This window comes from Pararhizobium sp. (assembly GCF_965279435.1).
In the GTDB taxonomy this organism is placed as follows: domain Bacteria; phylum Pseudomonadota; class Alphaproteobacteria; order Rhizobiales; family Rhizobiaceae; genus Pararhizobium.
Genome location: NZ_CBDIHY010000001.1, coordinates 274,103 through 300,297, shown reverse-complemented (window position 1 = coordinate 300,297; position 26,195 = coordinate 274,103). Strand labels below are relative to the sequence as shown.

Genomic DNA, 26,195 nt, shown 5'->3' with positions numbered 1-26,195 from the left:
CGATCCCGGTGCGTTGCCTTTCAGTAACCGCCCGCACCGACGATCCCCGGCAGAAGCCGGAAAACGCTTCACCAACAGAAAACATAGCATCGATCGGCTGCCTGCCGCCAAGCGCGTAGTTCAGCCTGCGTTCATTTCTGGCAAGACAGCCACCTGATTGTCTTTTCCGCGAAATATCCTGATAAACGGGCTCAGAAGATGAGTCGGGCCTGCCGCCTGCGGGAGCAGGTGATCGGCTGCATAAAAGAGGAACAGGACAGGATTTTGACGCCGCACGCTAAGGATCGGACGCTTGAACTCCACAATGTGAGCCGCCGTTTCGGCGCAACCGTCGCGCTCGACGACGTGTCGCTGACGATTGCGTCCGGTGAAATCATCTGCCTCGTCGGTCAGTCCGGCTGCGGAAAATCGACCTTGCTACGGATGATTGCCGGGGTGGATGTTGTCGATGGCGGCCGTATCCTGCTGAATGGTCACGAGGTCTCCGGCCCCTCGCGCTTCGTCGAGCCGGAGAACCGCAAGATCGGCTTCGTGTTCCAGGACTACGCTCTGTTTCCGCATCTGACCGTCGAGCAGAACATCCTGTTCGGCCTGAAGCGCCGCCCGAAACAGGAAGCGACGGCCAGAGCGGCCGATGTCATTGCCCATATCGGCATCGCGCATCTCAAGGAGCGATACCCGCATATGCTGTCGGGTGGCGAGCAGCAGCGTGTGGCTCTTGCCCGCGCGCTGGCTCCGCAACCGGATATCCTGTTGATGGATGAGCCGTTTTCCAATCTTGACCGGGGGTTGAGGGAAAAGGTTCGTGATGAAACGCTGTCGCTGCTGAAAGGCCTCGGCACGACGGTGATCATGGTCACTCATGATCCGGAAGAGGCGCTTTCGGCTGGCGACCGGGTTGTCCTGATGAAGGCTGGCCGGATCGTTCAGTCCGGTTCGGGTTATGATCTGCATGATCGCCCGGTGTCCCCCTATGCAGCAGAGTTCTTCTGCGCCTTCAACAGGATTTCGGGCGTCTATCGCAACGGGCATGTCGACACTGCGATCGGCCGGTTTGCGCACGTGCTGGACGCCGGGGAGGGAACGCCGGCAGCGCTCTATATCCGTCCGCAGGGAATTTCGGTCTCCCCCGGTCCAGGCGATATTTCCGGGCAATTGAAAAGCCGCATGTTCCTCGGCGAGGTCGAGCAGCTTGCCATCAGCGTCGATGGGCTGGAGCAGCTGCTGCAGGTGCGCACCATGCACCGCTTGCCATCCGGGACAGCAACGGTCAGCCTGACCATTTCGCCGGATAGCTGGCTGGCCTTCCCGGCAGCGTAAGTGGCAGAGCCTATCGGAAAGGCTGTTTACGGTAAAATCACCGGCGTAAACTTGACTGCTTTCATCAATTAATGCTCGACAGCTTGGCATCGTCCATCTGGAGAGACTTATGAACACGTCAAGCGTCGCAAAATCCACCCTGTTTATGGCGTCACTGCTCCTCAGCACGAGCGCTGTCTCGGCTGCCGAACTCAATATCTACACGACCCGCGAGCCGGGCCTCATCCAGCCGTTGCTCGATTCGTTCACCGCAGCGACAGGCACCAAGGTCAACACGGTGTTCATGAAGGACGGTTTGGCTGAGCGCGTCGCCACCGAAGGCGCAAGCTCGCCGGCCGACATCCTGATGACCGTCGATGCCGGAAACCTGATCGATCTCGTCGAAAAGGGCATCACCCAGCCAGTCGAATCCACCGTTCTGACCGAGTCGATCCCCGCGCAGCTGCGTGATGCCAACAATCACTGGTTTGCGCTGTCGATGCGCGCCCGCGTCATCTATGCCGCCAAGGATCTCGACGTGACGGCCTTCAACTATGAAGACCTGGCCGATCCGAAATGGAAGGGCAAGATCTGCATTCGCTCCGGCCAGCATCCCTACAACACCGCGCTGTTTGCCGATTACATCGCCCATTACGGTGCTGAAACAACCGAAAAGTGGCTGACGGGTCTCAAGGACAATCTTGCCCGCAAGGCCGCTGGCGGCGACCGTGACGGCGCCAAGGACATTCTCGGTGGCATTTGCGATATCGCTGTCGCCAATTCCTACTATGTCGGCCTGATGCGCTCGGGCAAGGGCGGTGAAGAGCAGGTCACCTGGGGCAACTCCATGAAAGTCATCCTGCCGACGTTCAAGGACGGTGGCACCCAGGTTAATATCAGCGGCGCTGCCGTTGCCAAGAATGCACCGAACAAGGCCGAAGCCGTCAAGCTTCTGGAATATCTCGTCTCAGACGAAGCCCAGAAGATCTTTGCGGAGGCCAACTTCGAATATCCGGTTAAGGCCGGTGCTGCGGTTGATCCGATCATCGCTTCGTTCGGCGAACTGAAGATCGATTCCAAGCCGTTGACGGAAATCGTCAGCCATCGCAAGCAGGCAAGCGAACTGGTCGACAAAGTCGGCTTCGACAACTAAAAGCGCAAAAAAGCGCCCGCGTTATCGCGGGCGCTTTTTCTTGCCGCCACAGAGATGGATTTCCGCCGATGATCAGCGCCGTGCGAAGCTGGCCCAAAGGCCGCGCCGGAGCCCGCTGGTTGCTTGGCGCCGGCATCATCACCTGTCTGGTGATGCTGCCGGTCATTGCGTTGTTCCTGCAGGCGATCCAGGGTTCGTCCGGGCTCTGGTCGCATCTTGTCTCGACTGTATTGCCAACAGCCCTGGTGGATACTGCCATTCTCCTCGTTGGCGTCGGTGTGATCACTGCCATTCTCGGAACATCCACGGCCTGGCTGGTCACGGCCTATGCCTTTCCCGGCCGCCGTATCCTCGAATGGGCACTGCTACTGCCGCTCGCGGTTCCTACCTACATCATAGCCTACGCCTATCTCGACATCTTGCACCCGATCGGATCCGTGCAGGGAGCAATGCGCTGGCTGCTCGGTTATTCCAGCCCGCGGGAATTCCGCCTGCCGGATGTGCGCTCGATGACAGGCTGCATCCTGCTTCTGGGCTTCGTGCTCTATCCGTATGTCTATATCCCGACGCGGGCGATGTTCCTGACGCAGTCGGCCAATCTGATTGATGCATCGCGCACGCTCGGCATTTCGCGCCGCGCCGTCTTCTGGCATGTCGCGCTGCCGCTGGCCCGCCCGGCGGTCGCTGTTGGTGTCAGCCTCGCTCTGATGGAAACTCTCAACGACATCGGTGCGTCCGAATTCCTCGGCGTGCGGACACTGACCGTCTCCATCTACACCACCTGGATTACCCGCACCGACCTGCCGGGGGCCTCGCAGATCGCGCTGTCGTTGCTGATGGTCGTAGTGGCGCTGGTGGCTTTCGAGAAATGGGCAAGGGGCAAGCAGCGCTACTCGACTGGCGCGCAGCGCAGCCGCGCCTTCGAACCGCGCCGGGTATCGACTGCAAAAGGACTGGTACTGTTTAGCGCCGGGCTCCTGCCGATCCTCATCGGCTTTGGTGCACCCGCAATCTATCTTGTCAACGAAGCGTGGAAGCGGATCGAATTTGCCGGCATTTCGCCGCGCTTCCTCGGCGAAGCCTTCAACACCATCGTTCTTGCCTCAGCTGCGACGATCATCACGGTTCTGTTTGGCCTGCTCATCGCCTATGCCAGCCGGTTGCGGCCGGGGGCAACGACCGCGTGGCTGCAGCGGCTTTCGACGCTCGGCTATGCAGCGCCGGGCACCGTCGTTGCCATTGGCGTTCTGATCGTGCTCGCCACATTCGATGGTTTCATCGATCGCACGGCGATCGCCTGGCTTGGCGTATCGACGGGGCTGTTGTTCATCGGCTCGGGTGCTGCACTGCTTTATGCCTATACCGTCAGGTTCCTCGCCATCTCCGCCGGCGGTATCGATGCGGGGCTGGCGCGTATCCCCGTGTCCTTCGATCACGCCTCCCGCGTCCTTGGTCAATCGGCGGCTGGCACCTTTCGCCATGTCCACCTGCCGCTGTCGAAGGCGGCGATCACGGCTGCCGGTCTGCTGGTCTTCGTGGATTGCGTCAAGGAGCTGCCCGCCACGTTGTTATTGCGGCCGCTCAATGTCGAGACATTCGCGACGCATCTCTATGGCGAAGCCGCGAGGGGCACCTATGAGGAGGCGTCCATCGCGGCTTTGGCCATCGTCGTCATCGGAATACTGCCGGTCATTCTGCTATCGCGGATGGGGCAGTCCCGCCAGTAACGGCCCGCAGGCTTACATGACGTGGCCGACGCTTGTTCCGGTCAAGATCATCACCAGCATCCAGATCGCCATGGCAACCATCATGACGTTTTCCGTCAGCGAGACAAAGCCGAGCGGCACATTGCTGTCGCCGCCGACGCAGGCGCATTTCAGCTCGCGCTTGTCGATATAGACGGCCTTGAACACCGAAACCGCACCGATCGTACCGATGAACAGCGCAACGGGGATGGAGATCCAGTTGAGCGCGCCGGCGATCATCAGGATACCGGCGCCGGCTTCCGCGAAGGGATAGATATAGCTGTAGGGCACCCAACGCTTGGCGAGCAGGTCATAATTGAGAAACATCGTCGAAAACCCTTCGATGTTCTGCAGCTTGAGGATCGCCAGCACGGCCATGCTGAAGGCAATGAACCATTCAACGGAGCGGGCCGTGAAGACGGTTCCATAGACGGCATAGCTGGTCGCCAGCGCCATCAGGGCGGTGACGGCGAAAACGGCGATAACCGGCCGGTACGTCACGGCCTTCGGGTCGCGCACGGTCTTGCCCAGATGCCCGCGCAATTCGTCATAGCCGCCGATCCGGGCTCCGTTGATAAAGGTCTGCGGCGTCGTCTGGACGCCATGTTCGGTCTTGAATGCGTCCGTCTGTTCGCGCGTCGTCAGCCAGCGGTCGTCTACTACAAAGCCCTGCCGCTCCAGAAGATCCTTGGCCTTCAGGCCGTAGGGGCAGGTGTGCTTGTCCATTACCATCCGGTAGAGGGTGGCGGTTTTTGCTGTCTTGCCGGTCATAGTGCAATCTTTCATTTCGCTTGGTTTCATCGATTGCAGAAACTATAACATCCGTACCATGGTACGGAGTCAAGCGATGAAAGAGACAACGATTGCAGGGTTGGCGCGCGAGGGCGGGGTCGGCGTCGAAACGGTGCGTTATTATCAGCGGCGCGGTCTGCTCGGCACGCCGCAACGCACCGGAGGCGTGGGGCTGGCCGGTGGCATCCGGCGCTACGGCGAAGACGATATTCGCCGGCTGCGGTTTATCCGGACAGCCCAGACGGCAGGTTTCACGCTCGATCAGATCAGCGAATTGCTGGCACTGGACGCCAGCGAGGACCGGCATCGCGCCAATGTTCTGGCGCGTGAGCGCATTGTTGCGCTCGATGCCAAGATTGCCGAACTGAGCGCCGCTCGTGCGTCGCTGCTCCGGCTCGCCGATGCCTGCGGCTCCACGTCAAACGGCCCGTGCCCGATCATCACGGCATTCGACCTGGAATAACGGGATCGTCAACCGGCCAGTGAACGTTTGCAGGCGTCGAGGACCGAGGTGGCGATGGCGATATCCTGAACCGCGATGCCGGTGAGATCGGCAATGGTGATATCGCCGGGATGCACCCGCCCTGCGGCCTTGCCACCCAGAACGGCTCCGAGTTCGACGCAGTTTTCGGCCGAGATATTCCCAGTGCGGGACGCTGCGGAAAACTCTCCATGATCCAGAGCCTGTTCCAGACTGTCGCAAATCCGGTGATTGGCACGAACAACGAGTGCAGTGTCCAACTCCTGCTTGCCGGGCGCATCGGCGCCGATTGCGGTAATGTGGGTGCCGGGCTGGATCCAGGTATCGCGGATCAAAGGCTCACGTGATGGGGTGGTCGTAATGATGATTTCGGCGTCACGGCAGAGCCGTTCCAGATCGGTAGACACGCTTACATCGACGCCTTCGTCGTGAAGCACACTTGCCGTCTCCCGCGCCCTGTCTTCCGAACGCGCCCAGATGCTGAACGAGAACTGTGTTTCCGGCATCGCCTGCCGCAGGCAACGGACCTGCCAGCGGGCCTGAATACCGGCTCCGACGATTGCCACTCGCCGGGCATCTGGACGGCACAGCGCCCGCGTGGCGATGGCGCCGCCAAGGCCGGTGCGCAGATCAGTGAGAAACCCTTCATCGAGCAGGATCGCTTCGAGAACGCCGGTCTGCGCGGAAAATGCCATCATTACGCCGTTCGATGTGGGCAGCCCGATCGCCGGATTGCCGTAGAATCCGGCGGCGACCTTGACGACGAAAGTGGGATCGCCAGCTATATGGCCATATTTGATATGGCAATCGCCATCCCTGTCCGGAAACGCAAGATAGCCGACCGGCGGCATCGTCGCCCGGCCATCGGATGCGGCGATATAGGCCGCTCCGATGGCGGCAAGCGCGCTGTCGAGATCGACCAAAGCTTCGATCTGTGGACGCGACAGGATGATCATTCGTCCCGGTCCTGATTGAGGTATTTGTAGACGGTCGCACGGCCCATGCCGAGGATGCGCGAGATATAGGCGGCGGAGTTCTTGCCGCCGAATGCACCGTCAGCCGAGAGATCCCTGACCACCTGCTGTTTCTGCTCGCGGCTTAGGTCCGCGATGATCAGCCCGCGCGAACCCGTCCAGTTCTGGATGTATTCGTTGATGCGCTCGTGCCAGTCCTCCTTGAACAGGCTCGCCGGCTTGGCATGATCGACGGGGATCGAGGCGAAGGCGCTCAATGTCTGCATCACCGCATGAAAATGCGAAACGTCGGCATTGATGCACATCACGGCCATCGGCCGCTCATTGCTGTCGCGCAGGATGATGCTGATCGACTTGATCCGGCGGCCGTCCCAGTTGACCTTTTCATAGGGGCCGAGAAGCCGCTCGGCCGGACGGAAATCGATCTCGTGCAACAGCGATGGCTCGCCGATCTCGCGCTTGGAAAAATTTCCGGCAATATGCACCGCCGTCTCCGTTTCGAGATCGTGCAGCACGACCTCGACGAACGGCTGGAACAACTGGGCGACACCATCGCAAACGGCCGCATAGGAGGTGAGTTCGGGCTTCATCCGGTGGTTCTCAGCCCCTCATGAAATCTGCAAGGCGGTCCAGCCCGGCTTCCAGATGATGCTTCTGCGCCCCGATGCCGATGCGGACATAACCGTCGAGGCCATAGACATCACCGGGCACCAGCATGACGCTCTTTTGCTCCCGCACCCGATCGACAAGGACAGAGGAGTTGATGTCACGGTTGTAGCGGACAAAGGCCATGCCGCCGGCGCGTGGCGGCAGGTAGGAAAACAGGTTGTTGTGCGCCGCGATCCAGGCTGACAGCAAAGTCCGGTTTTCCCGTAGCAGATGGCGGCTGCGCGACAGGATTTCGGCGCGCTTGGCCGGCTGCAGCACGATATTGGCGATGTGCTCGCTGAGCGCCCCGGTGGTGATCGAGGTATAGTCCTTGCGCTGCCAGGTGCCGTAGATTTCCTTTGCGGGGCCGACCAGCCAGCCGAGCCGCAGGCCCGGAAGCGCCATTGCCTTGGAAAGCCCTGCGGTTACCACGGCCTTTTCGTAGAGATCGGCAAAGCTGATGGACTCTTCAATATCCAGTTCGGAGCCCTTGTAGATTTCGTCGGCATGCAGATAGACGCCGTGTTCGCGGGCGATGGTGACAAGCGCGTCCATCGTTTCGCGTGGCAATAGGCTGCCGGTCGGGTTGTTGGGATTGCACAGGCTGATCATCTTGGTTTTCGGGGTCACGGCGGCGCGCACCTCGTCGAGATCCGGCAACCAGCCCAGCTCCTCGCGCAGCACGATCTCCTTGACGGTGACGCCAAGCGCCTTTGCCCAGCCGCGGATTTGCAGATAGTTCGGAACGAACAGCACCAGCTCGTCGCCGGGCTCCAAAAGGGTCATGACCAGGATGAAGTTCGCTTCCGCCGAACCATTGGTGACCATGACATTGTCGCGGTCGCGGCCGTTGTAGAGCCGGGCGATGGTGTCGCGTAGCTCGACGCCGCCATTGGTCCAGCCGTAGCCGAGTTCAACCTCATGCAGGCCGAGCAGCTGGTCGGGCGTCAGCAGTTCCTTTAGCGAATAGGGATGAACGCCGCTGTCGGAGAGATTAAACTCCACGAGGTTTTCATAAAGCGACTGAACCCGTTCGAGCGTGAATTCCTCGATCTGCATGACTGGCTTCTCCCTGATGGCTTCGCAGCTTGTCTATCACGAGGAAAATAGACAATAAAGTACGGAATGGAAAAATAGTCTAAGTTGACCTTTGGACCGGTTTGATCGCTCGTATCGCATAGCGATGCTGTGTCGCGCGGGCCATCCCTTTCAGGATATTCCAGTGCTTGGCCTGCGTGCGGTGGATGTCGCCAAGATCGGTATCGATGACGATGTTTTCGAACCCGGCCGCAGCCAACAGACCGGCAACAGCTTCGGCACGGGCGCCTTGCGAAAAATACACCCTCGAAATGATGCTGCGGTGGGTCTCCATCATCCCTGGCGGAGCATGCAGCGGATCGCTCTTCAGAAGCCCGCAACGCTGACCCCAGCCGGCGATTTTCATCAGCACGCGTTCGAACACGGTCGTGTTGACGAAATCGCCGTCGATCACCAGCAATGTTCCGCCGGGTTTCAGCACCCGCAGCCATTCGGCAAAGGCGTTCACCGGATCAACCAGCGTCCAGACCAGATGCCGGTTGATGATCGCGTCATAATGATCGTCCGGTTCCATGGTGTTTTCGGCGTCGCCGATGCGGAAGGTGATGTTGCGGGTACGGATTTTCGCCTTGTCGCGGGCCCGCTCCAGCATCGGCTCGGCCCAGTCGAGCCCAGTCACCTTGAAGCCGAGATCGTCCATCAGATGCGAGACGACGCCGGTGCCGCTGGCCAAATCCAGTGCCGAGCGGCCGTCACCCTTGCCAAGATGCTTGACGATCAACCGATGCCAGGCGGCGCGTTCCTCCTCGGAGAAAATCTCGTGCCCCGGCGATTGATCGAAGGTTGCCGCACGCACCGACCAATAGGTTTTGATCTCGTCGCGCAGGTCATAATTCGAGAGACGGGGCGTGTCGGTCATTAAAAGCTGCCTTGCATCGAAGTGTTGGCTATCGGTTTCTGGAAAGCTTCTAAAAGATAAAACTTGACTGTCAATATCATGATATCTACGAAACCCGCAGTTCCCCGATGGAGTTGAAAACGATGGGTATGTTCGGCAAGGCGGCCTTGGTCGCCGTGGGTTTCTGCGCGTTTTTTTCCAGCACGGTGCTGGCCGGTGAAAAGGTTGTTATCAAGGATATAACCGGCCGCGACGTCGAGGTCAGCGTCCCGGTCGAAAATGTCATTCTCGGCGAAGGCCGGCAGATCTATTTTGTCGCCGCGCTGGACCGGGATGCACCTTTCAAGCGTATCGTCGGCTGGCGGGATGACCTGCCGAAGGCCGACCCGGAAACATATGCCGCCTATCTCGCCAAATACCCGGAGATGGCAAAGCTGCCGACCTTCGGCGGCATGAAGGATGGCACGTTCGATATCGAGCAGGCCATTTCGCTGAAGCCCGACGTCGTCATCATGAACCTCGATGCGAAGACCTCGACCGAAGAGGCTGGCTATATCGAAAAGCTCGGCAAGGTCGGCATTCCGCTCGTCTATATCGACTTCCGCGAAAAGCCGATGGAAAATACCGAAGCCAGCATGCGCATCATGGGCAAGCTGCTTGGCCAGGAAACCAAGGCGGATGACTTCATCAAGTTCCGCGCCGACAGCATCGCCAAGGTGACCGACGTGCTGGCCAAGACCGACATGGTCCGACCCGTCGTCTTCGTCGAGCGGGCCGGCGGTTATTCCGACGATTGCTGCATGTCGTTCGGCAACGAGAATTTCGGCAAGATGGTCGAAATCGCCGGCGGTACGAATATGGCCAAGGACATCATTCCGGGCACGTTCGGTGCAGTCAATCCGGAACAGATCATCGCCTCCAATCCCGATCAGATCATCATCACCGGTGGCAACTGGCAGGGTTATGTTCCCGGCGGCAACTGGGTCGGCGTCGGCTATGGAGCCGATCGCACCGAAGCGCATCGCAAGCTCGAAAACCTGACCAAGCGCCCGGCATTCACCGGCGTCAAGGCGGTCAAGGATGGCAATGTCCACGCCATCTGGCACCAGTTCTACAACAACCCGTATCAGTTCGTGGCGATCCAGCAGATTGCCAAATGGCTGCATCCGGAACTGTTCAAGGACCTCGATCCTGAAGCGACGTTCAAGGAACTGCATGCGCGCTTCCTGCCGCTGGACTACAAGCCCGGCTATTTCGTCTCCCTGAAGGGCGAATAAGCAATGGCCATTGCCGCCGAACAGCGCGAAACGACAACAGGGCGCGCCCAATACCGCGCCCTGGCATTTCGCCGGATCGTGCTGATCTGCGGCATGGTCGCGGCCCTGCTTCTCAGCGTTTCCATCGACATGGCGCTGGGGCCGGCCAATTATACCTTGAAGGAGGTGCTGACCTCCCTGTTCTATGCCGGTTCGGTCAGTGATCAGCTGCGCGTCGTCATCTGGGATATCCGCATGCCGATCGCGGTGATGGCGGTGACCGTCGGTGCGTCGCTGTCGGTCGCCGGGGCGCAGATGCAGACCATTCTCGCCAATCCACTGGCGAGCCCCTTTACGCTGGGGATTTCCGCCGCCGCCGGATTTGGCGCAGCGCTTGGCCTTGTCGGCGGCGTGGCGCTGTTTCCGGCCGCCGTTCAGTTCATGATCCCAATCAATGCCTTTCTGATGGCGATGGCAGCGGCCTTGTTCATCCACTTCGCCTCGACCATGCGCGGCGTCACGGTCGAAACCATCGTGCTGCTCGGCATCGCGCTGGTCTTCACCTTCAATGCGCTGCTCTCCCTTTTGGAATATCTGGCCTCGGAGCAGGCGCTGGCCGCAGTCGTCTTCTGGACGATGGGCAGCCTTACCAAGGCCACCTGGCCAAAGGTCTGGATCACCGGTGCGGTGCTGGTGTTTGCCCTGCCGCTTTTTGCAAGGCAGGCCTGGGCGCTGACGGCGTTGCGTTTGGGTGAAGACAAGGCGGCAAGTCTTGGCATCAACGTGCGCGGGCTGCGGCTGCAGACGATGATGACCGTCAGTCTGCTTGCAGCCATCCCGGTCTCCTTCGTCGGCACAATCGGTTTCGTCGGCCTGGTCGGCCCGCATATCGCCCGCATGCTGGTGGGCGAGGATCAGCGGTTCTTCCTGCCCGCGTCGGTGCTGTGCGGCGCATTGCTTCTGTCGGCCACGTCCGTCGTGTCGAAGACACTCATTCCGGGTGCCATCCTGCCGATCGGGGTGATTACCGCGCTGGTCGGGGTACCGTTCTTCTTCATCCTGATCTTCACCAATCGGAGGCGGGCATGGTAGGTCTGGCACTCAAAGGCGTCGGCGCCAAATACGGAAAGCATGTCGTGCTGTCGGACGTCGACACTGATGTCCTCAACGGCGGCGTCATGACCGCCGTCATCGGTCCGAATGCTGCCGGCAAATCCACCCTGTTCAAGCGTATCGCCGGGCTCGCCTCGGGTCCGGGGACGGTCGTCCTCTCCGATACACTCAAAGGTCCGGAAACCATCTGCTATATGCCGCAGGATACTGGCGCCAATGCCGTTCTGACGGTCTACGAATCGGTGCTGCTCGCCAGCAAGCAGGGTTCAAGCTGGAAGGTGCGCGATAGCGAGCTTCTGGAGATCGATCGCATCCTGCAGGCCCTGCGGATCGACGATCTTGCCTTTCGCGGCCTCGGCGAGCTATCCGGCGGCCAGCGGCAACTGGTGTCGATTGCGCAGGCACTGATCCGCAAGCCTGAGGTCCTTTTGATGGACGAGCCAACCTCGGCGCTCGACCTGTTTCGCCAGATCGAAGTGCTGAGCTTCATGCGGTCTCTGGCGGCAAAGTCCGGCATGTCGGTGCTCATTGCCTTGCATGACCTCAATCACGCGCTGCGCTATTGCGACAATACCATCGTCATCGCCAAAGGCGCGATGGTGGCGAGCGGCCCGACCGGCGAGGTCATCACCGGTTCGATGCTGCGCGATATCTACCGGGTAGAGGCGCGGGTCGAGATGTGTTCGCACGGTAAGCCCGTCGTCATCGTCGATCACTCCATTCTCTGACAAATTCAATTTTCGACGCCCGCATTCCGGGGCGATTGCGAATTCGGGAATCGGATGGTATGAGGGACCATTATCGAGAAAGGAGGGCTGCGCAATGAACACATTTTTCCGGCATCATCGCCAGCGTGGCCCCGTCAACGCCCTGCAAATGCGTTTGCAGGGCTGACCAAAGTCCGTTTCTCTTAAAAACCGTCTTCTGGTCTGCCCTTCGTGGCACTGCAGTGCTGATCCTGTTGGTTCGAGCTGTTGTATTTTTCTATCCGCCGCGCGCATCGCATCGATGATGGCTTGAGAGCCCTCGATGGATGTTTGTGCGGCAAGACCAGAGACCGATCATGACCCTTATCAACATCCGCAATCTCGGCATCGTGCTGGGCAGCCCGCTGTTTTCCAAACTCAACCTCGTCGTCAATGCCGGCGATCGTATTGGCCTCGTTGCCGCCAACGGCCGCGGAAAATCGACGCTGTTTCGCTGCATTGCAGGTATGCTCGAGGCCAACGAGGGCGAAATCACCAAGGCACGTGGCCTGACGGTCGGTTATGTCGAACAGAATGTTCCCGCGCGTCTCTTCGATCTCCCCTTTTACGCCGCCGTGCTGGACGCGCTGTCCGCTGATCAGCAGGAGAGTGAAAGCTGGCGTGTCGACGTCGTGCTGGAGGACCTCGATGTGCCGGAGGCCCTGCGGCAGCGACCATTAAAACAGCTGAGCGGCGGCTGGCAGCGCATTGCCATGCTTGCCCGCGTCTGGGTGACCGAGCCGGATGTGCTGATGCTCGACGAGCCGACCAATCATCTCGATCTTGGCAAGATCGCCATGCTCGAGGCGTGGCTGAATGCGCTGCCGCGCGACGTGCCGGTCATCATCGCCAGCCACGACCGCGCCTTCCTCGACACGGTCACCAACCGCACGCTGTTTCTGCGCGCGGAGCAATCGCAGATCTTTCCGCTGCCCTACACGCGGGCACGGGTGGCGCTGGACGAGGACGACGCTGCCGATGAGCGCCGCTATCAGCGCGATATCAAGGTCGCCGATCAGTTGCGCAAGCAGGCGGCCAAGCTCAACAATATCGGCATCAATTCCGGCAGCGATCTGCTGGTCGTCAAGACCAAGCAGCTGAAGCAACGGGCCGACAAGCTCGAGGATGCGGCAAAGCCTGCCCATCTGGAGCGCTCGGCCGGGGCGATCAGGCTCGCCAATCGCGGCACCCATGCCAAGGTGTTGATCACGCTGGAGGATGCCACTGTGCAGACGCCGGATGGGATCCTGCTGTTCAAGACGGGCAAGCAGTTCGTCTGCCAGGGAGACCGGATCGTGTTGCTCGGTGCTAACGGTACTGGAAAGACCCGCCTTGTCTCGATGCTGCGCAGGGCGATTGAACAGCCGGAGGTGACGCAGGATGGCATCAAGGCGACGCCTTCGCTGGTTCTCGGCTATGGCGATCAGGCGCTCGCCGATCTTCGCAACGATGACACCCCGATGGGAACGATCATTCACCGGTTCGATATCGGCGACCAGCGGGCGCGGGCGCTGCTGGCGGGCGCCGGAATGTCCATCGAGCTTCAAGCCCGGCCGGTTGGCCAGCTGTCGGGTGGTCAGAAAGCACGGCTCGGCATGCTGATCTTGCGGCTGACCAACCCCAACTTCTACCTGCTCGACGAGCCGACCAACCATCTGGATATCGATGGGCAGGAAGCGCTGGAGGGCGAATTGATGGCGCATCAGGCCAGTTGCCTGTTCGTCTCGCATGACCGCAGTTTCGTCCGCTCGGTCGGCAATCGCTTCTGGCTTATCGAGAAGAAGAAGCTGATCGAGGTTGATAGCCCGGAAGGCTTCTTTGCCGAAGCCGCCAAACAGAGCTAGGGGATCTTGGACGGCCGGGAAACCGGCCGTCCAACCCCTGCCGCCAGGGCCGTTGCCGTTTGGCCGTTGCGCTTTGCGCCTGATTTTCCTATAGCCGGGACACGGGATGACGCGCGCGCCGGTGTCCCGATCCCGTCTAGGCGTGTCCGGTTTCGCGATGTCCCATTCCCCAAAGCCCAAACCGGACGGCCGTTTTCGAATGTTCGCACCTATTTTGGCCGGCGCCACATTGCGCGAGCGGCTGATTGCCTGTGTCGGCGCGCTGATCGGCATCGGCTTGACCGGCCTGATCAGCAGTTATCTGCTCGGGCAGGGGCCACATCTGCCCTTGATCGTGGCACCGATGGGCGCGTCCGCTGTGCTATTGTTTGCTGTCCCGGCCAGCCCCTTGGCGCAGCCATGGTCGATCATTGGCGGCAATACCATCTCGGCGCTGGTGGGCATCATCACCGCCTCTCTGATCCATGATCCGATCATTGCCTCCGGTGTCGGCGTAGCGCTCGCCATCGCGGCAATGTCGCTGGCGCGCTGCCTGCATCCGCCCGGGGGGGCGGCGGCGTTGACCGCCGTACTCGGAGGGCCGGTGGTTGCCAGCTGGGGGCTGTTGTTTCCGTTTGTCCCGGTCGGCCTCAATTCGTGCATTCTGGTTGCGCTCGGCCTGCTGTTTCACAAACTTGCCCGGCGCAACTATCCGCATGTTGCCGCCATAGCGGCGGTCAACACGCACCAGACGGCAGACCTGCCCGCATCGCTGCGCGTCGGCTTCCGCGAGGAAGATCTCGATGCAGCGTTAGCTGCGTTCGATGAAACCTTTGACATCGATCGGGGTGATCTCAGTCGTTTGCTACAGCAGGTGGAGCTTCAGGCAACTATCCGCGCCCATGGCGATATCCGTTGCGCCGATATCATGTCCCGCGATGTCATTTCGATTGGCGCCGATGCCGATCCTTCCGATGCACGCGCGCTTCTCTTGAAGCACAATATACGGACGCTACCGGTCATGGATGAGAATGGCCAGCTGGCCGGGACGGTCGGTTTGCGGGAGTTGTCCCAGCATGCCGGACGTGTCGGTGACATCCTGTCGAAGGCCGCCACCGCTTCGGACGCCGATCCAGCATTCTCGCTGTTGCCGGTCCTGACCGACGGGCACGCCCATGCCGTTATCGTCATCGATAGCGAGCATCGGATTCTTGGGCTGATATCTCAGACGGACCTTTTGAGCGCGGCGGCACGTGCATTGCCAACGGGTAGCGCCGAACGGTAAGGCGTTGCTCGGGCCTCGATAGGGCAGCACCCGTTGGTGTCTGCCCTATCGAGCGGTTTTCAGAGACCGGCGATTTTCATCAGGTCTTCGCGTGCGCCGGGAGCCGTCGCCAGTACCGGCGACCCCTTGGTCAACTGCTCTCCTTCGACGGGGAAGGGGTGATACCAGCCGCCCGCTTCCTTGACGAGGCAATAGCCGGCGAGGCAATCCCAGGCGTGCATATAGGGCTCATAATAGCCTACCAGACGGCCGGCGGCGACATAGGCAAGCATCAGCGCTCCGGAACCGTTGCGGATGAAATTGCCGCCAGCTGCCAAAAGCTCCACGACCATCTTGCCGACAAACGCCGGCGTCACATAGTTGTTGGCACCGATGCCGGTCACGGCGTTGCGGATCGTGCGGGACGGATCAAGCGTCAGCACCCGGCCGTTGAGCGTGGCGCCCTTGCCGCTCGCGCTGGCATAGAGTTCGTCATGGCAGGGGGCACAGATGACGCCGATCACCGGCTCGTTGTTGTGCAGCACAGCGATCGAGACGCACCAGTTCGGCATGCCGTTGACGAAAGGGCTGGTGCCATCGATCGGATCGACCACCCAAGTGTAGCCGGAATCGCCGGGAGCAAGACCATATTCCTCGCCCAGGAACCCGTCGCCCGGGTTAACCTCGGCGACGCGGGCACGAATGAGGTTCTCGACCTCGCGGTCGGCAATGGAGACGACGTCCTGCAGGTCGCGCTTGGTTTCGATCACCAGCGTCTCGCGCCTGTTGTAATAGTCGAGTGCAACAGCGCCGGCTTCCTTGGCGATAGTCTGTGCCAGGGCGAAACGCGCGTCGAGCCCGGAGATCTGCAATGTCATGAAATAGTCCTTCTGTAATATTGTATGGCTCAGCCGTTGATGATGGCGATGCCGCGTCCCTTGAAGCCGATAGCGACTTCGGTCGCCGGTGCCAAGGCCCGCTCGACAGCCGGATCGACGACGAAAAGCCTGCCGGTGCTGGTCTCTACCTCGTATTCGACATGGTCGCCAAGATAGGCCGCATGGGTGATCTGGCCTGGAAAGGCAGCACCCGATGCTGGCTCCAGCGTGATCGAGTTTGGCCGCACCGCAAGCTTTGCCGGTCCGGGCTTGGCATTGCGGCTGGGTACGCGATGTTCGAGCCCGCCGATGCGGATGGTGGCGTCGGCGCCATCGACGCTGATGACGTCGCAGGCAACCACATTGGCCTCACCCATGAAGTCGGCAATGAAGGCCGAGGCTGGCGCCTCGTAGAGGTCACGGGGTGAGCCTTCCTGCGCGATCACACCGTCCTTCATGATGACGATCCGGTCGGAGACGGCCAGCGCCTCGTCCTGGTCATGGGTCACATAAACGGCGGTAAAGCCGAGGCGCTGCTGCAGGTCGCGGATTTCGGTGCGCACCTGGCGCCGCAGGCGGGCGTCGAGGTTGGACAGCGGCTCATCGAGCAACAGCACTTGCGGTTCCAGAACGAGGGCGCGGGCAACGGCGACGCGCTGCTGCTGGCCACCGGACAGTTCTGCCGGAAGCCGCCCACCCATGCCGGCTAGACCGACCAGCTTCAGCCCTTCTTCTGCCTTTTCGCGCGCTTCCTTCTTCTTGAGGCCGGAGGATTCCAGGCCGTAGGCGACATTGTCGAGCGAGCTCATATGCGGAAACAGCGCATAAGACTGGAACACCATCGAAACGTCGCGCTCATTGGCCGGCAGCATGGTCACGTCCTTGCCGCCGATCAGGATCTTGCCGGAGCTTGGATGTTCAAGGCCAGCCAGCATGCGTAGCGTCGTGGTCTTGCCGCAACCCGACGGGCCGAGCAACGTGACCAGCTGGCCGGGCTCGATGGTCAGCGACAGGTCGTGAATGGCGGTGAAGGCACCGAACTGTTTCTTGATATTTTGAAAGACGACCGAGCCAGAGCGAGAGGTGATCATACGGTTTTCTCCTGACCGAGGGAAAGGGAAGGGGCTGTGGTGACGCCGGCGACGCGATTTTCGCGCCGCAGCCGGCGTTCTCCGACGAGAAGCTGGAAGCCGGCGATAACGACAATCATCACCACGATCAGCATCGAGGAATAGGCGATCGCCACGCCGTATTCGCCGTTTTCGACGAGACCGACAATATAGGAGGTCGCCATGTTGTATTCGGCGCTGACGAGGAAGATGACTGCGCTGATCGAGGTGATGGCCCGCACGAAGGAGTAGACCAGGGCTGCGGTGATCGCCGGGCGCAACAGCGGCAGGATGACCTTGCGGATTGTCCTGAAGCTGTTGGCGCGCAGGGTCAGCGATGCCTCGTCGAGGCTCTTGTCGAGCTGGCTCATCGCCGCCACGCCGCCGCGCACGCCGACCGGCATGTTGCGGAAGACGAAGCAGGCAATCAGGATCAGTGCCGTGCCGGTCATTTCCAGCGGCGGCAGGTTGAAGGCCATGATGTAGCTGATGCCGATGACGGTGCCCGGGATCGCAAAGCTCATCATCAGGGCGAATTCGAACACATTCCGGCCGGCGAATTTCTGCCGGACGATCACGTAGGCTGTCAGCAAGCCGACGGCAGCCGTGAGCGGCGCCGAGATCAACGCGATCTCGATCGTCGTCCAGAAGGAATTCCAGGCAACGCCGGTCCAGGCCAGCGCCCCATCGCGCATTTCGACGGAGAAGGCGCGGGCGTAGTGATCGAGCGTCAGTGAATTGTCCAATCCCCAGGTCTTCACGAAGCCGCCGACCAGGATCATGCCATAGATGACGATCGTGAAGATCATCCACGGGATGACCATGGCATGGACGGCGATGGAGATCGAGCGGGGCAGCGCGATATGCGAGCCGCTGTCGCCCTTGCCGGTCACGGTTGCGAAATTCTTGCCCGACAGCCAGTAGCGCTGGGCAAGGAACGCCGTCAGCGTGAAGCAGAGCAGGATGATGGCAAGCACGGCGGCGCGGGACGGATCGTTCTGAGAACCGACGACGGCAAAGAAGATTTCCGTCGAAAGCACGCCATGGCTGCCGCCGAGCACCAGCGGATTGCCGAAGTCGGCCATGCTTTCGATGAAGCCGATCAGGAAGGCGTTGGCGATGCCCGGTTTCATCAAGGGCAGCGATACGCGCCAGAAGGTGCGCCAGCGGTCGGCTCTGAGGGTCTGGGACGCTTCTTCCATCGAGGGGCTGACGCCTTCGACGACACCGATGAGCACGAGGAAGGAAATCGGCGTGAACGACAGGACCTGGGCGATCCAGATGCCGGTCAGGCCATAGAGCCAGCGGCCGGGCTCGATGCCGAACAGGCTGGACAGGCTTTCGGTAATGACACCGGAACGGCCAAACAGCAGGGTGAGCGCAAGGCCGATGACGAAGGGCGGGGTGATGATCGGCAGAACCGTCAAAAGCCGCAGGCCCTTCTTGAACGGGAAGCGCGTGCGGGTGGCGACCAGCGCAAAGGCAAGACCCATGATGGTCGAGCCGCCGGCCGTCATCAAGGCGAGCCAGAGCGTGCGCCAGGCAACGCCGCAACGCTCGCCGCCGACAACGCAGCCAAGGCTCCAGATCGAATTGTCCTGGATGTTGCGGGTAAAGCCGTCGGGATTGAACGAACCGTCGAAATCCTGAAAAGCGCCGACCAGCATGCTACCGACCGGGTAGAATACGAAGATCGCGACGAGAAAGACCAGGATGGCGATCGAGGAGACGACAAAGGCATCGCCCTTCATGACGCCGCGTTCGGCAAGGCCGAAGGAGAAGATCAGAACGAAGGCAAATGCTGAAAGCACCGCGCCTGCACCCATGGACGGTTGACCATCGGCCAGCGCGCCAAACAGCGTTTCGCTGATCGTCCAGGACCAGCCGGAAAAGCCGATGGCCAATCCCTGAAGTGTTAGAAACAGCACGCCGGCGGCGCCTGCCGTGGCAAGCAGTGTTCCGCGCCGCATCGGATCGCGAATGAAGCGCGCGGCGACTGCGACGGCCATGATCAGGCCGGCAAAGGCCAGCCACCAGCGGCCGTAGCTGAGGATTTGCAGAATGCCCGGAGCGACGGAGGCCTCGGTCGGAAAGCCGGAAAACCAGCCAAATCCGAGAAATCCGCCCTCGATCCGGTACCACGGAACCAGAAGGAAGGCAGCGATGCCTATTCCGAGGACAATATCCAGCCTACGGTTGCGATGGTCCATAACGATCCCCGCGCCTTTTCATGATGCAAAATATGGAGTTCAGAGTGGCCGGAGACCGCGCCGCAATCTGTGGAGGGTTGCGCGATCCCCGGCCGGGGAGAAACTTTGGGCAGGCCGTGGCAACGATAGCCCCGGCCCGGCCGGTTTCTCTTAGTTGGCGTTGGCGCTGATTTCGCGATCCCAGCGCTCGAGCAGTTCCTTGCGCTTGGCCGGATCGCCATAGGTCTTGAAGTCGTAGTCGATCAGCTTGATGTCCTCGAAGCGCGGTGCTTCCTTGGGGATTTCAGCCGTCTTGTTGGACGGCAGCTGGAAGGATTTCGCATCCTTCATGCGCGACTGCACGTCTGGCTTCAGCGCCCAGTCGTACCAGGTCTTGGCGTTGTCGAGGTTCTTCGCGCCCTTGATGATCGACATTGAGCCGATCTCGTAACCGGTGCCTTCGCACGGTGCGACCGATTTGACCGGGAAACCTTCAGCCGTCTGGGCAACGGCATCATGCATGAAGACGATACCGATCGCCGTTTCGCCGCGTGCAGCCGCCTTCACCGGGGCAGAGCCGGATTTGGTGTACTGCGAGATGTTGGCGTTGAGCTTCTTCAGGTAGTCGTAGGCCTGGTCTTCACCCATGATCTGGACCAGTGAGGCAAGCGCCGTATAGGCGGTGCCGGACGAATTCGGATTGGCGATCTGGATTTCGCCTTTGAACGCCGGGTCGAGAAGGTCTGCCCAGCATTTCGGCTCCTTGAAGCCCTTGGCCTTGAAAATCTCGGTATTGTAGCCCCAGCCAAGAGCGCCAGCGTAGACGCCGACCGTCTTGTAGCCAGAACTTTCCGCCTGCTTCTTGGCCCAATCCTGCAACTGGTCGAGCATTGGCGACTTGTATTCCAGGGTCAGGTTTTCAGATGCCGCCTGCAGATGCGGATCGCCGGTTCCTGCCCACCAGATGTCGGTCTTCGGGTTGCGCGCTTCGGCCCGGATCTTGGCATAGGTCTCGCCTGACGACAGGCGCACCATGTTGACCTTGATGTCGCCGTGCGCCTTTTCGAAGTCGCCCTTCATCTGCTCGCAGATGACCACATCGGCCGAGCAGATCAGGTTGAGGTCGCCGGCGGCCTGGGCCGAGAAAGCTGAAAGTGTCGTTCCGGCGGCCAATGCCGCGATGGCCATATATCGTGAACCCATGAAATTTCCTCCTGTTGAAGCAGCGCCTCCACGCCGATCGCTTTTTGCAAGCGTGTGCAAATGCTGCATGAGATGAAAACCGCTGTCAAACTAAATCTTCACAAAACTGTCACATTTCGACCGATCGAACGCTTGCACGCAATTGCAAAATTGTGCAGATTGCACGCAAGAGGATGGACTGCGCCGTGTCACAAAAACTATTCGTCAGTGCCCAGGAAGTGGCGGAAAAAGCAGGCGTTTCGCGCTCTGCGGTTTCCCGTACGTTTACATCCGGTGCCAGCGTCTCGCCGAAAACGCGGCAGAAGGTACTCGATGCCGCAGAGGCTCTCGGCTACCACGTCAATCACCTGGCCCGTGGCCTCATGCGCAACGAAAGCGGCATTGTCTGCCTGATCGTCTCAGAAATCGGCACGCCTTATCGTTCGGCGCTGTTGCGCGCCCTGACGCAGCAATTGCAGAGTTCCGGCAAGGTTGCGATGCTGATCAACACCGACCGGTCGGACGGTAGCGTCGATCTGGCGCTGCGGCAGGCGCTCCGCTACCGGGCCGATGCTTCGGTCATCTTATCCGGCTTGCCGGACAAATCGATCACCGATCTCTGTCTGAAGAATGGCCAGCGGCTGGTGCTGATCAACCGCGATGACGACAGGGAAGGGCCACTCAAGATTAACCTGGATGATGCGGATGCGGCAGCGCGGATTGCCACGGCGTTCGTACGGGCGGGCTGCCGCAAACTTGCCTTTGCCAATTCCCAGGCCGGTACCCCAAGCTTGATGGCACGCGAGCACGGCTTCGTTGCCGCTGCCAAGGCGCTGGGTCTGGATGTGATCGTCGAACGGTTCGGCCATACGGGGTATGAAAGCGGCCGCGTTGTCGCCCAGCAACTCCTGACCCGCAAGGAGCGCCCGGACGCGGTCTTCTGCGCCACCGATCTACTGGCTTGCGGCTTCATGGATGCTGCCCGGCACCAGTTTTCGATGTCTGTCCCGGATCAGATCTGCGTCGCCGGTTTCGATGATATCGAACAGGCATCATGGTCATCCTACGGGCTGACCACATTCGCGCAACCCGTGGACACAATTGCCCGTGAGGCCGTGTCCTGGCTGGTATCGGAAGATGCCGAGCCTGAGAACCATACCGTGCGCCTGCATGCCGACCTGGTATGGCGAACCTCGATCAGGGGCGGGTGAGCCCTATGGGCGGTGCGCTGAAAAAATCGTCGAAGAAACCGGCGACCTTTCTGTCGGAACTGGCACCTTTTACCGGCTCGCTGTTCAAGGAGAGAATGCGCGAGCAGTTTGCAGCCCTTTGCTACCGTATCGGCGGAGATGGCGGCATGTTCGAAGTGCTGCTCGTCACCAGCCGTGAAAGCGGCCGCTGGATTATTCCCAAGGGCTGGCCGATGGCCGGCAAGAAGCCGCATGAGGTCGCCGCGATCGAAGCCTTCGAAGAGGCCGGCGTGCGCGGAAAGGCGAAGAAAAAGCCGTTCGGGTATTTTACCTACCTGAAGATGTTCGACAATGGCCAGCGTGCGCCTTGCTGCGTTCAGGTTCACCTGCTTGACGTCAGGGAAAGCTGTGATGTCTTTCGGGAAAAAGGCCAGAGGCTTAGCGAGTGGGTGTCCTGTGTCGAGGCAGCCCGGCGTGTGCGCGAGCCAGAGCTAAAAGGGCTTTTTCTGTCTATGCAGCGGGCAATGCTATCGTGACAGGCGGCCGGCGGTTGAGCGCAGCCATAAGTCCTGCCTTCAACCGCCGGCGCGACCCAGTGCGAAATTGTGTGCCGGGCGTTTAGCCAAACCGTTCCATTTCAAAATTCGCAGGCGCAAATGTGCCGTTCAGGCGGCTCGTTTTTGCAAGCGTGGAATGATCTGCCATTGTCAGGGCCATCAGCAGGCCGGCACCAACAACAAAGCCGAATGCGAGATAGGAAAACTTTGCGAGCATATTAGTCACTCCTGTTCACCCCATCGCACGAACGCAGGCGGGATGGATAAAGTTCCATTGAGACAGAAAGAATCATTTCAGGCGTTCGGCGCGGTGGCACCGGATAATTAACGGCGTTGCTCAGCAGTAAGAAAACCGCAGTCTGCCAGCGGGATTGCTTGTTTGGAAGCTGACCATGCAGCTAGTGCATGGGTGTCCTGAAGTATTGGCGCTGTTACTCCATAATCGGGAGGTTTATATACAGGTCATAAAACGACAACGGCGCCACTGAATGGCTGCCGGGCCCGGAAAGCCCTAGAAAGGGGATTATCATGAACGTAGCACGCTCTTTCAACAATTGGCGCAAATACCGTCAGACGGTCACCGAACTTGGCCGCATGACCTCCCGCGAACTGCGCGACCTCGGCATTGATCGTGCCGACATCCAGAGCATCGCCCGCGCATCTGTCGCTCGCTAATCGCTTAAAAACACCGCCTCCAGCGAAGTTTTCCGAAACGCCCGTTGCCTTGCAGCGGGCGTTTCTGCGTTCAACAGCATGGACAAATGATGGTGCGACAGCGCGCGCCCGACTTTCGGGACAGCATGCTGCAATTTGTCATTCTTGTTCCCATAGTGTTGTGCCAATCTGCAGCCGACTGATTCCGGGGGGCAGAGATTGGAACATGCTTTTTTGCGGCGGGCGGCATTGTCGCGGCCTGATGTGAGCGCCGAAGATGCCGCGCGTCTTTTTTCCGATCACTACGGCCTATCTGGCCCGATTGCCGAACTTGGCAGCCAGCAGGACCGCAATTATCGCATCGACGCGGCAAGCGGCCGTTTCGTCCTGAAAATTTGCCGTGCCGACTATGCGACGGTCGAGCTTGAAGCGCAAAACGCCGCACTGCGCCATATTGCGGGCAAGGCCAATACGCCCCGCGTGCCGAAAGTGATTGCTTCGAACAATGGTGCGGACATCCTGTCCGTGACGGTGCGCGATGCGGATTATCAGATCCGCCTGCTCGACTATATCGAGGGTCAACCGCTGACGCAGCGCAAACATCTTCCGGCCATAACGGTCGCGGCGCTCGGCACGCTGGGTGGTAGGCTGGCGCTGGCGCTCGCGGATTTTACGCATCCCGGCCTGTCGCGGGACCTGCAATGGGATCTGCGAAACGCCGAACCGGTCGTCAGCCATCTGCTGTCGGCAGTAAAGGATGCGGATCGCAAGCAGCGCATCGGCCATGCGATGGATGCAGCCATGCGCCGGCTCGAAGGGTTGAAGCCGGAACTCCGTCAACAGGCTATCCATCATGATATTACCGACGACAATGTCGTCAGCCTGCCGAATGACAGTGGCCAGCTGATACCGGATGGCGTGATCGATTTCGGCGATGTCATCAACGGCTGGCTGGTCGCCGATCTCGCCGTCACCTGCGCCTCGCTGCTACATCACGCCGATGGCGATCCCAACGTTATCCTGCCTGCGATCAAGGCGTTCCATGATGTTTTCCCGCTCAACCAGGCGGAACTGCGCGCCCTCTGGCCGCTAATCGTGGCGCGCGCTGCCGTGCTGGTGGCCAGCAGCGAACAGCAACTCGCGCTCGATCCGGACAACAGCTATGTCAGCGGCAATATCGACCACGAGCGGTTGATTTTTGATGTCGCGGTTTCGGTGCCGTCAGCCGTGATGGAAATAGCCATCCTGCAGGCGGTTGGCCAACTGGGCGATCAGGGTGCTGCAATCACCGGTGAGCGTCTGCTGCCGGAGATCGAAGCATCCGGGATCGGGGTGATCGCCCTGGATGCGCAAAGTGAGCTTTTCGACGGCGTTGCATGGCCGCAACCCGGCCTCGAAGACCAGCTGCTACGGGCCGCATCACGCGAAACCGATGCTGTATCGACCCGCTACGGCGAATACCGGCTGACCCGAACTGTGCTGCGTTCACCTCAGCCGGCGCAAACATGCGCTCTTCATGTCGATCTGTTCTTGCCGGCGGGCACCGGCGTATCCGCGCCTTTCGGCGGCATTCTGAAACTCACCGATGGCGGCCTGATATTGCTGGGTCGGGATGCCGCGCTGCATCTATCCGGTCTTGATGCCTTGCCCGGCCCGGATGATTTCATCCATCCCGGTCAGCCGCTTGGCCTCGTCACTGGCTCGGCCGGCGACCATGGCGTACTGCGCATCCAGCTCTGCCGTGACAAGGACATCGTGCCTCCGCCGTTTGTCTCACCCGCTCACGCCGCTGCGTGGACGGTTCTATGCCCGTCACCGGCAAAGCTGCTCGGCTTTGATTGCGATGCGCCGGTGCCGCAAAGCGCGTCGCTTCTCTCGCGCCGCCAGAGCCATTTCGCCAAGCCGCAAAAGAACTATTACGAGACGCCGCCACAGATCGAGCGGGGTTTGCGCGAGCACATGGTCGATGTTGAAGGCCGCGCCTATCTCGACATGGTCAATAACGTCACCATCCTTGGCCACGGCCACCCGCGTCTCGCCGATGCGGTGCACCGGCAGTGGCAACGGTTGAACACCAATTCCCGGTTCCACTATGCCTGCGTCGCGGAATTTTCCGAGCGGCTGGCCGATCTTGCGCCGGAAGGCCTTGATACGGTGTTTCTGGTCAATAGCGGCTCGGAAGCCAACGATCTGGCGCTCCGGCTCGCTTGGGCAGCGAGCGGCGAGCGCAACATGCTGTGTTTGCTGGAAGGCTATCACGGCTGGTCGGTTGCCAGTGACGCGGTGTCCACCTCGATTGCCGACAACCCGCAGGCACTGACCACCCGGCCGGACTGGGTGCACCCGGTGATGTCGCCCAACACTTATCGTGGCCCATTTCGCGGGCCGGGCTCGACTGCCGCCTATCTCGAAGCCGTCACGCCGGCGCTGAAAAAGCTGGATCGCGACGACAAGGGACTGGCCGGTTTCATCTGCGAGTGCGTCTACGGCAATGCCGGTGGCATTCCGCTACCGCCGGGTTATCTCAAGGACATCTACGCGCGGGTCCGGGCACGCGGCGGCGTCTGCATCGCCGATGAAGTGCAGGTCGGCTATGGCCGTCTCGGGCATCATTTCTGGGGTTTTGAGGAGCAGGGCGTAACCCCCGATATCATCACCGTCGCCAAGGGCATGGGCAACGGCCATCCGCTTGGTGCCGTCATCACCACCAAGGCGATCGCCGATGCACTGGAGAAGGAAGGCTATTTCTTCTCGTCTGCCGGCGGCAGTCCGGTCAGTTCCGTCGTCGGCATGACAGTGCTCGATATCATGCGCGACGAGGGCCTGCAGGAGAACGCCCGTACTGTCGGCGATCACCTGAAACGCCGTCTGCAGGCGCTGGAGCAGCGGTTTACTCTTGTCGGCGCCGTGCACGGCATGGGGCTCTATCTTGGATTGGAGTTCGTCCGGGATCGCGAGACACTGGCGCCGGCAACCACTGAGACGGCAGCGATCTGTGACCGTCTGCTGCAGCTCGGCGTCATCATGCAGCCGACCGGCGATTATCTGAACGTGCTGAAGATCAAGCCGCCGCTTTGCCTGTCGCAGGAGAGCGCCGATTTCTTCGCCGACATGCTGGAGCGTGTGCTTTCAGAGGGCTGGTGAGGAAACGTTCCGTCCCCGGTTGAATTGCGCGGCCGGATCGGCTTAGCTCATCGCAGATTCTT

The 26,195-nt window shown here is 60.6% G+C and carries 23 protein-coding genes; 13 read left to right on the top strand and 10 right to left on the bottom strand.

Going from position 1 to position 26,195, the window contains the following annotated elements; all coding sequences use genetic code 11:
* Nucleotides 1–264: 264 nt before the first annotated feature.
* The 3 genes from ACQY8Q_RS01325 to ACQY8Q_RS01315 all read left to right on the top strand — a co-directional run bounded on the left by ACQY8Q_RS01325 (nucleotide 265) and on the right by ACQY8Q_RS01315 (nucleotide 4,179).
* On the top strand, nucleotides 265–1,320 hold the full coding sequence (locus ACQY8Q_RS01325) for an ABC transporter ATP-binding protein (RefSeq protein WP_428423872.1): 1,056 nt from the start codon (nucleotides 265–267) through the stop codon (nucleotides 1,318–1,320).
* Nucleotides 1,321–1,465: 145 nt separating this feature from the next.
* Entirely contained in the window at nucleotides 1,466–2,452 is a 987-nt protein-coding gene (locus ACQY8Q_RS01320) for a Fe(3+) ABC transporter substrate-binding protein (RefSeq protein WP_428423988.1), read from the top strand.
* Between the two features lie 152 nt (nucleotides 2,453–2,604).
* A complete protein-coding gene (locus ACQY8Q_RS01315; RefSeq protein ID WP_428423986.1) occupies nucleotides 2,605–4,179 on the top strand; it encodes an ABC transporter permease in 1,575 nt (524 codons plus the stop codon).
* Nucleotides 4,180–4,191: 12 nt separating this feature from the next.
* Here the strand turns inward: ACQY8Q_RS01315 and ACQY8Q_RS01310 are convergent, their stop codons facing one another.
* Nucleotides 4,192–4,983: a MauE/DoxX family redox-associated membrane protein gene (locus tag ACQY8Q_RS01310; protein ID WP_428423870.1), complete on the bottom strand. Its 792-nt coding sequence runs from the start codon at nucleotides 4,981–4,983 to the stop codon at nucleotides 4,192–4,194.
* A gap of 43 nt (nucleotides 4,984–5,026) precedes the next feature.
* Here ACQY8Q_RS01310 and ACQY8Q_RS01305 point away from each other — a divergent pair, with 43 nt between their 5' ends.
* Nucleotides 5,027–5,452 (top strand): MerR family transcriptional regulator, encoded by a 426-nt coding sequence (locus ACQY8Q_RS01305; protein ID WP_428423868.1) that lies wholly within the window; start codon nucleotides 5,027–5,029, stop codon nucleotides 5,450–5,452.
* A gap of 8 nt (nucleotides 5,453–5,460) precedes the next feature.
* On the opposite strand, the gene ACQY8Q_RS01300 is transcribed toward ACQY8Q_RS01305, so the two are convergent.
* From ACQY8Q_RS01300 to ACQY8Q_RS01285, 4 genes are all read right to left on the bottom strand, one after another.
* Complete coding sequence (locus tag ACQY8Q_RS01300; RefSeq protein ID WP_428423866.1) at nucleotides 5,461–6,426, bottom strand: ornithine cyclodeaminase family protein; 966 nt, start codon at nucleotides 6,424–6,426, stop codon at nucleotides 5,461–5,463.
* Nucleotides 6,423–7,034, bottom strand: coding sequence for a helix-turn-helix transcriptional regulator (locus tag ACQY8Q_RS01295; protein WP_428423864.1), 612 nt, complete (start codon nucleotides 7,032–7,034; stop codon nucleotides 6,423–6,425). The genes ACQY8Q_RS01300 and ACQY8Q_RS01295 overlap by 4 nt, the downstream gene beginning before the upstream one ends.
* A gap of 10 nt (nucleotides 7,035–7,044) precedes the next feature.
* Nucleotides 7,045–8,151, bottom strand: coding sequence for an aminotransferase class I/II-fold pyridoxal phosphate-dependent enzyme (locus ACQY8Q_RS01290; RefSeq protein WP_428423861.1), 1,107 nt, complete (start codon nucleotides 8,149–8,151; stop codon nucleotides 7,045–7,047).
* Between the two features lie 79 nt (nucleotides 8,152–8,230).
* Nucleotides 8,231–9,049 (bottom strand): class I SAM-dependent methyltransferase, encoded by an 819-nt coding sequence (locus tag ACQY8Q_RS01285; protein WP_428423859.1) that lies wholly within the window; start codon nucleotides 9,047–9,049, stop codon nucleotides 8,231–8,233.
* Between the two features lie 122 nt (nucleotides 9,050–9,171).
* Between ACQY8Q_RS01285 and ACQY8Q_RS01280 the strand changes: the two genes are divergently transcribed.
* The 5 genes from ACQY8Q_RS01280 (at nucleotide 9,172) to ACQY8Q_RS01260 (ending at nucleotide 15,251) form a co-directional block, all read left to right on the top strand.
* The gene (locus tag ACQY8Q_RS01280) at nucleotides 9,172–10,305 is read left to right on the top strand and encodes an ABC transporter substrate-binding protein (RefSeq protein WP_428423857.1); all 1,134 of its coding nucleotides are present in this window, start codon (nucleotides 9,172–9,174) and stop codon (nucleotides 10,303–10,305) included.
* 3 nt (nucleotides 10,306–10,308) lie between these two features.
* On the top strand, nucleotides 10,309–11,376 hold the full coding sequence (locus ACQY8Q_RS01275) for a FecCD family ABC transporter permease (protein ID WP_428423855.1): 1,068 nt from the start codon (nucleotides 10,309–10,311) through the stop codon (nucleotides 11,374–11,376).
* Complete coding sequence (locus ACQY8Q_RS01270; RefSeq protein WP_428423852.1) at nucleotides 11,370–12,125, top strand: ABC transporter ATP-binding protein; 756 nt, start codon at nucleotides 11,370–11,372, stop codon at nucleotides 12,123–12,125. The genes ACQY8Q_RS01275 and ACQY8Q_RS01270 overlap by 7 nt, the downstream gene beginning before the upstream one ends.
* Before the next feature lie 335 nt (nucleotides 12,126–12,460).
* Nucleotides 12,461–13,987 (top strand): ABC-F family ATP-binding cassette domain-containing protein, encoded by a 1,527-nt coding sequence (locus ACQY8Q_RS01265; protein WP_428423850.1) that lies wholly within the window; start codon nucleotides 12,461–12,463, stop codon nucleotides 13,985–13,987.
* A gap of 157 nt (nucleotides 13,988–14,144) precedes the next feature.
* Nucleotides 14,145–15,251 carry an HPP family protein gene (locus ACQY8Q_RS01260; RefSeq protein ID WP_428423848.1) on the top strand — a complete coding sequence of 369 codons (1,107 nt, stop codon included), beginning with the start codon at nucleotides 14,145–14,147 and terminating at the stop codon, nucleotides 15,249–15,251.
* A gap of 59 nt (nucleotides 15,252–15,310) precedes the next feature.
* Here the strand turns inward: ACQY8Q_RS01260 and ACQY8Q_RS01255 are convergent, their stop codons facing one another.
* From ACQY8Q_RS01255 to ACQY8Q_RS01240, 4 genes are all read right to left on the bottom strand, one after another.
* A complete protein-coding gene (locus tag ACQY8Q_RS01255) occupies nucleotides 15,311–16,108 on the bottom strand; it encodes an inositol monophosphatase family protein (RefSeq protein ID WP_428423846.1) in 798 nt (265 codons plus the stop codon).
* Nucleotides 16,109–16,137: 29 nt separating this feature from the next.
* The gene (locus ACQY8Q_RS01250; RefSeq protein WP_428423844.1) at nucleotides 16,138–17,199 is read right to left on the bottom strand and encodes an ABC transporter ATP-binding protein; all 1,062 of its coding nucleotides are present in this window, start codon (nucleotides 17,197–17,199) and stop codon (nucleotides 16,138–16,140) included.
* Nucleotides 17,196–19,427, bottom strand: coding sequence for an ABC transporter permease (locus ACQY8Q_RS01245; protein WP_428423841.1), 2,232 nt, complete (start codon nucleotides 19,425–19,427; stop codon nucleotides 17,196–17,198). Before ACQY8Q_RS01245 ends, ACQY8Q_RS01250 begins: the two co-directional genes overlap by 4 nt.
* A gap of 150 nt (nucleotides 19,428–19,577) precedes the next feature.
* On the bottom strand, nucleotides 19,578–20,609 hold the full coding sequence (locus ACQY8Q_RS01240) for an ABC transporter substrate-binding protein (protein ID WP_428423839.1): 1,032 nt from the start codon (nucleotides 20,607–20,609) through the stop codon (nucleotides 19,578–19,580).
* A 185-nt stretch (nucleotides 20,610–20,794) separates the two neighbouring features.
* Between ACQY8Q_RS01240 and ACQY8Q_RS01235 the strand changes: the two genes are divergently transcribed.
* Both ACQY8Q_RS01235 and ACQY8Q_RS01230 read left to right on the top strand, forming a co-directional pair.
* Nucleotides 20,795–21,799 (top strand): substrate-binding domain-containing protein, encoded by a 1,005-nt coding sequence (locus ACQY8Q_RS01235; protein WP_428423837.1) that lies wholly within the window; start codon nucleotides 20,795–20,797, stop codon nucleotides 21,797–21,799.
* Nucleotides 21,772–22,314 (top strand): NUDIX hydrolase, encoded by a 543-nt coding sequence (locus ACQY8Q_RS01230; protein ID WP_428423835.1) that lies wholly within the window; start codon nucleotides 21,772–21,774, stop codon nucleotides 22,312–22,314. Before ACQY8Q_RS01235 ends, ACQY8Q_RS01230 begins: the two co-directional genes overlap by 28 nt.
* An 82-nt stretch (nucleotides 22,315–22,396) precedes the next feature.
* On the opposite strand, the gene ACQY8Q_RS01225 is transcribed toward ACQY8Q_RS01230, so the two are convergent.
* The gene (locus ACQY8Q_RS01225; RefSeq protein WP_428423833.1) at nucleotides 22,397–22,552 is read right to left on the bottom strand and encodes a hypothetical protein; all 156 of its coding nucleotides are present in this window, start codon (nucleotides 22,550–22,552) and stop codon (nucleotides 22,397–22,399) included.
* Nucleotides 22,553–22,863: 311 nt separating this feature from the next.
* Between ACQY8Q_RS01225 and ACQY8Q_RS01220 the strand changes: the two genes are divergently transcribed.
* Complete coding sequence (locus ACQY8Q_RS01220) at nucleotides 22,864–23,010, top strand: DUF1127 domain-containing protein (RefSeq protein WP_113243755.1); 147 nt, start codon at nucleotides 22,864–22,866, stop codon at nucleotides 23,008–23,010.
* Between the two features lie 198 nt (nucleotides 23,011–23,208).
* Entirely contained in the window at nucleotides 23,209–26,133 is a 2,925-nt protein-coding gene (locus ACQY8Q_RS01215; protein ID WP_428423830.1) for an aminotransferase, read from the top strand.
* Nucleotides 26,134–26,195 lie beyond the last annotated feature (62 nt).

Excerpts from the sequence above, each read along its gene's own strand:
- ACQY8Q_RS01245 (WP_428423841.1), bottom strand. The coding sequence starts at position 19,427 with ATGGACCATCGCAACCGTAGGCTGGATATTGTCCTCGGAATAGGCATC.
- ACQY8Q_RS01300 (WP_428423866.1), bottom strand. The coding sequence starts at position 6,426 with ATGATCATCCTGTCGCGTCCACAGATCGAAGCTTTGGTCGATCTCGAC.
- ACQY8Q_RS01265 (WP_428423850.1), top strand. The coding sequence starts at position 12,461 with ATGACCCTTATCAACATCCGCAATCTCGGCATCGTGCTGGGCAGCCCG.
- ACQY8Q_RS01230 (WP_428423835.1), top strand. The coding sequence starts at position 21,772 with ATGGCGAACCTCGATCAGGGGCGGGTGAGCCCTATGGGCGGTGCGCTG.
- ACQY8Q_RS01315 (WP_428423986.1), top strand. The coding sequence starts at position 2,605 with ATGCTGCCGGTCATTGCGTTGTTCCTGCAGGCGATCCAGGGTTCGTCC.
- ACQY8Q_RS01220 (WP_113243755.1), top strand. The coding sequence starts at position 22,864 with ATGAACGTAGCACGCTCTTTCAACAATTGGCGCAAATACCGTCAGACG.
- ACQY8Q_RS01310 (WP_428423870.1), bottom strand. The coding sequence starts at position 4,983 with ATGAAAGATTGCACTATGACCGGCAAGACAGCAAAAACCGCCACCCTC.
- ACQY8Q_RS01255 (WP_428423846.1), bottom strand. The coding sequence starts at position 16,108 with ATGACATTGCAGATCTCCGGGCTCGACGCGCGTTTCGCCCTGGCACAG.
- ACQY8Q_RS01305 (WP_428423868.1), top strand. The coding sequence starts at position 5,027 with ATGGTACGGAGTCAAGCGATGAAAGAGACAACGATTGCAGGGTTGGCG.
- ACQY8Q_RS01240 (WP_428423839.1), bottom strand. The coding sequence starts at position 20,609 with ATGGGTTCACGATATATGGCCATCGCGGCATTGGCCGCCGGAACGACA.
- ACQY8Q_RS01250 (WP_428423844.1), bottom strand. The coding sequence starts at position 17,199 with ATGATCACCTCTCGCTCTGGCTCGGTCGTCTTTCAAAATATCAAGAAA.
- ACQY8Q_RS01295 (WP_428423864.1), bottom strand. The coding sequence starts at position 7,034 with ATGAAGCCCGAACTCACCTCCTATGCGGCCGTTTGCGATGGTGTCGCC.
- ACQY8Q_RS01290 (WP_428423861.1), bottom strand. The coding sequence starts at position 8,151 with ATGCAGATCGAGGAATTCACGCTCGAACGGGTTCAGTCGCTTTATGAA.
- ACQY8Q_RS01260 (WP_428423848.1), top strand. The coding sequence starts at position 14,145 with ATGTCCCATTCCCCAAAGCCCAAACCGGACGGCCGTTTTCGAATGTTC.
- ACQY8Q_RS01320 (WP_428423988.1), top strand. The coding sequence starts at position 1,466 with ATGGCGTCACTGCTCCTCAGCACGAGCGCTGTCTCGGCTGCCGAACTC.
- ACQY8Q_RS01275 (WP_428423855.1), top strand. The coding sequence starts at position 10,309 with ATGGCCATTGCCGCCGAACAGCGCGAAACGACAACAGGGCGCGCCCAA.
- ACQY8Q_RS01280 (WP_428423857.1), top strand. The coding sequence starts at position 9,172 with ATGGGTATGTTCGGCAAGGCGGCCTTGGTCGCCGTGGGTTTCTGCGCG.
- ACQY8Q_RS01270 (WP_428423852.1), top strand. The coding sequence starts at position 11,370 with ATGGTAGGTCTGGCACTCAAAGGCGTCGGCGCCAAATACGGAAAGCAT.
- ACQY8Q_RS01285 (WP_428423859.1), bottom strand. The coding sequence starts at position 9,049 with ATGACCGACACGCCCCGTCTCTCGAATTATGACCTGCGCGACGAGATC.
- ACQY8Q_RS01225 (WP_428423833.1), bottom strand. The coding sequence starts at position 22,552 with ATGCTCGCAAAGTTTTCCTATCTCGCATTCGGCTTTGTTGTTGGTGCC.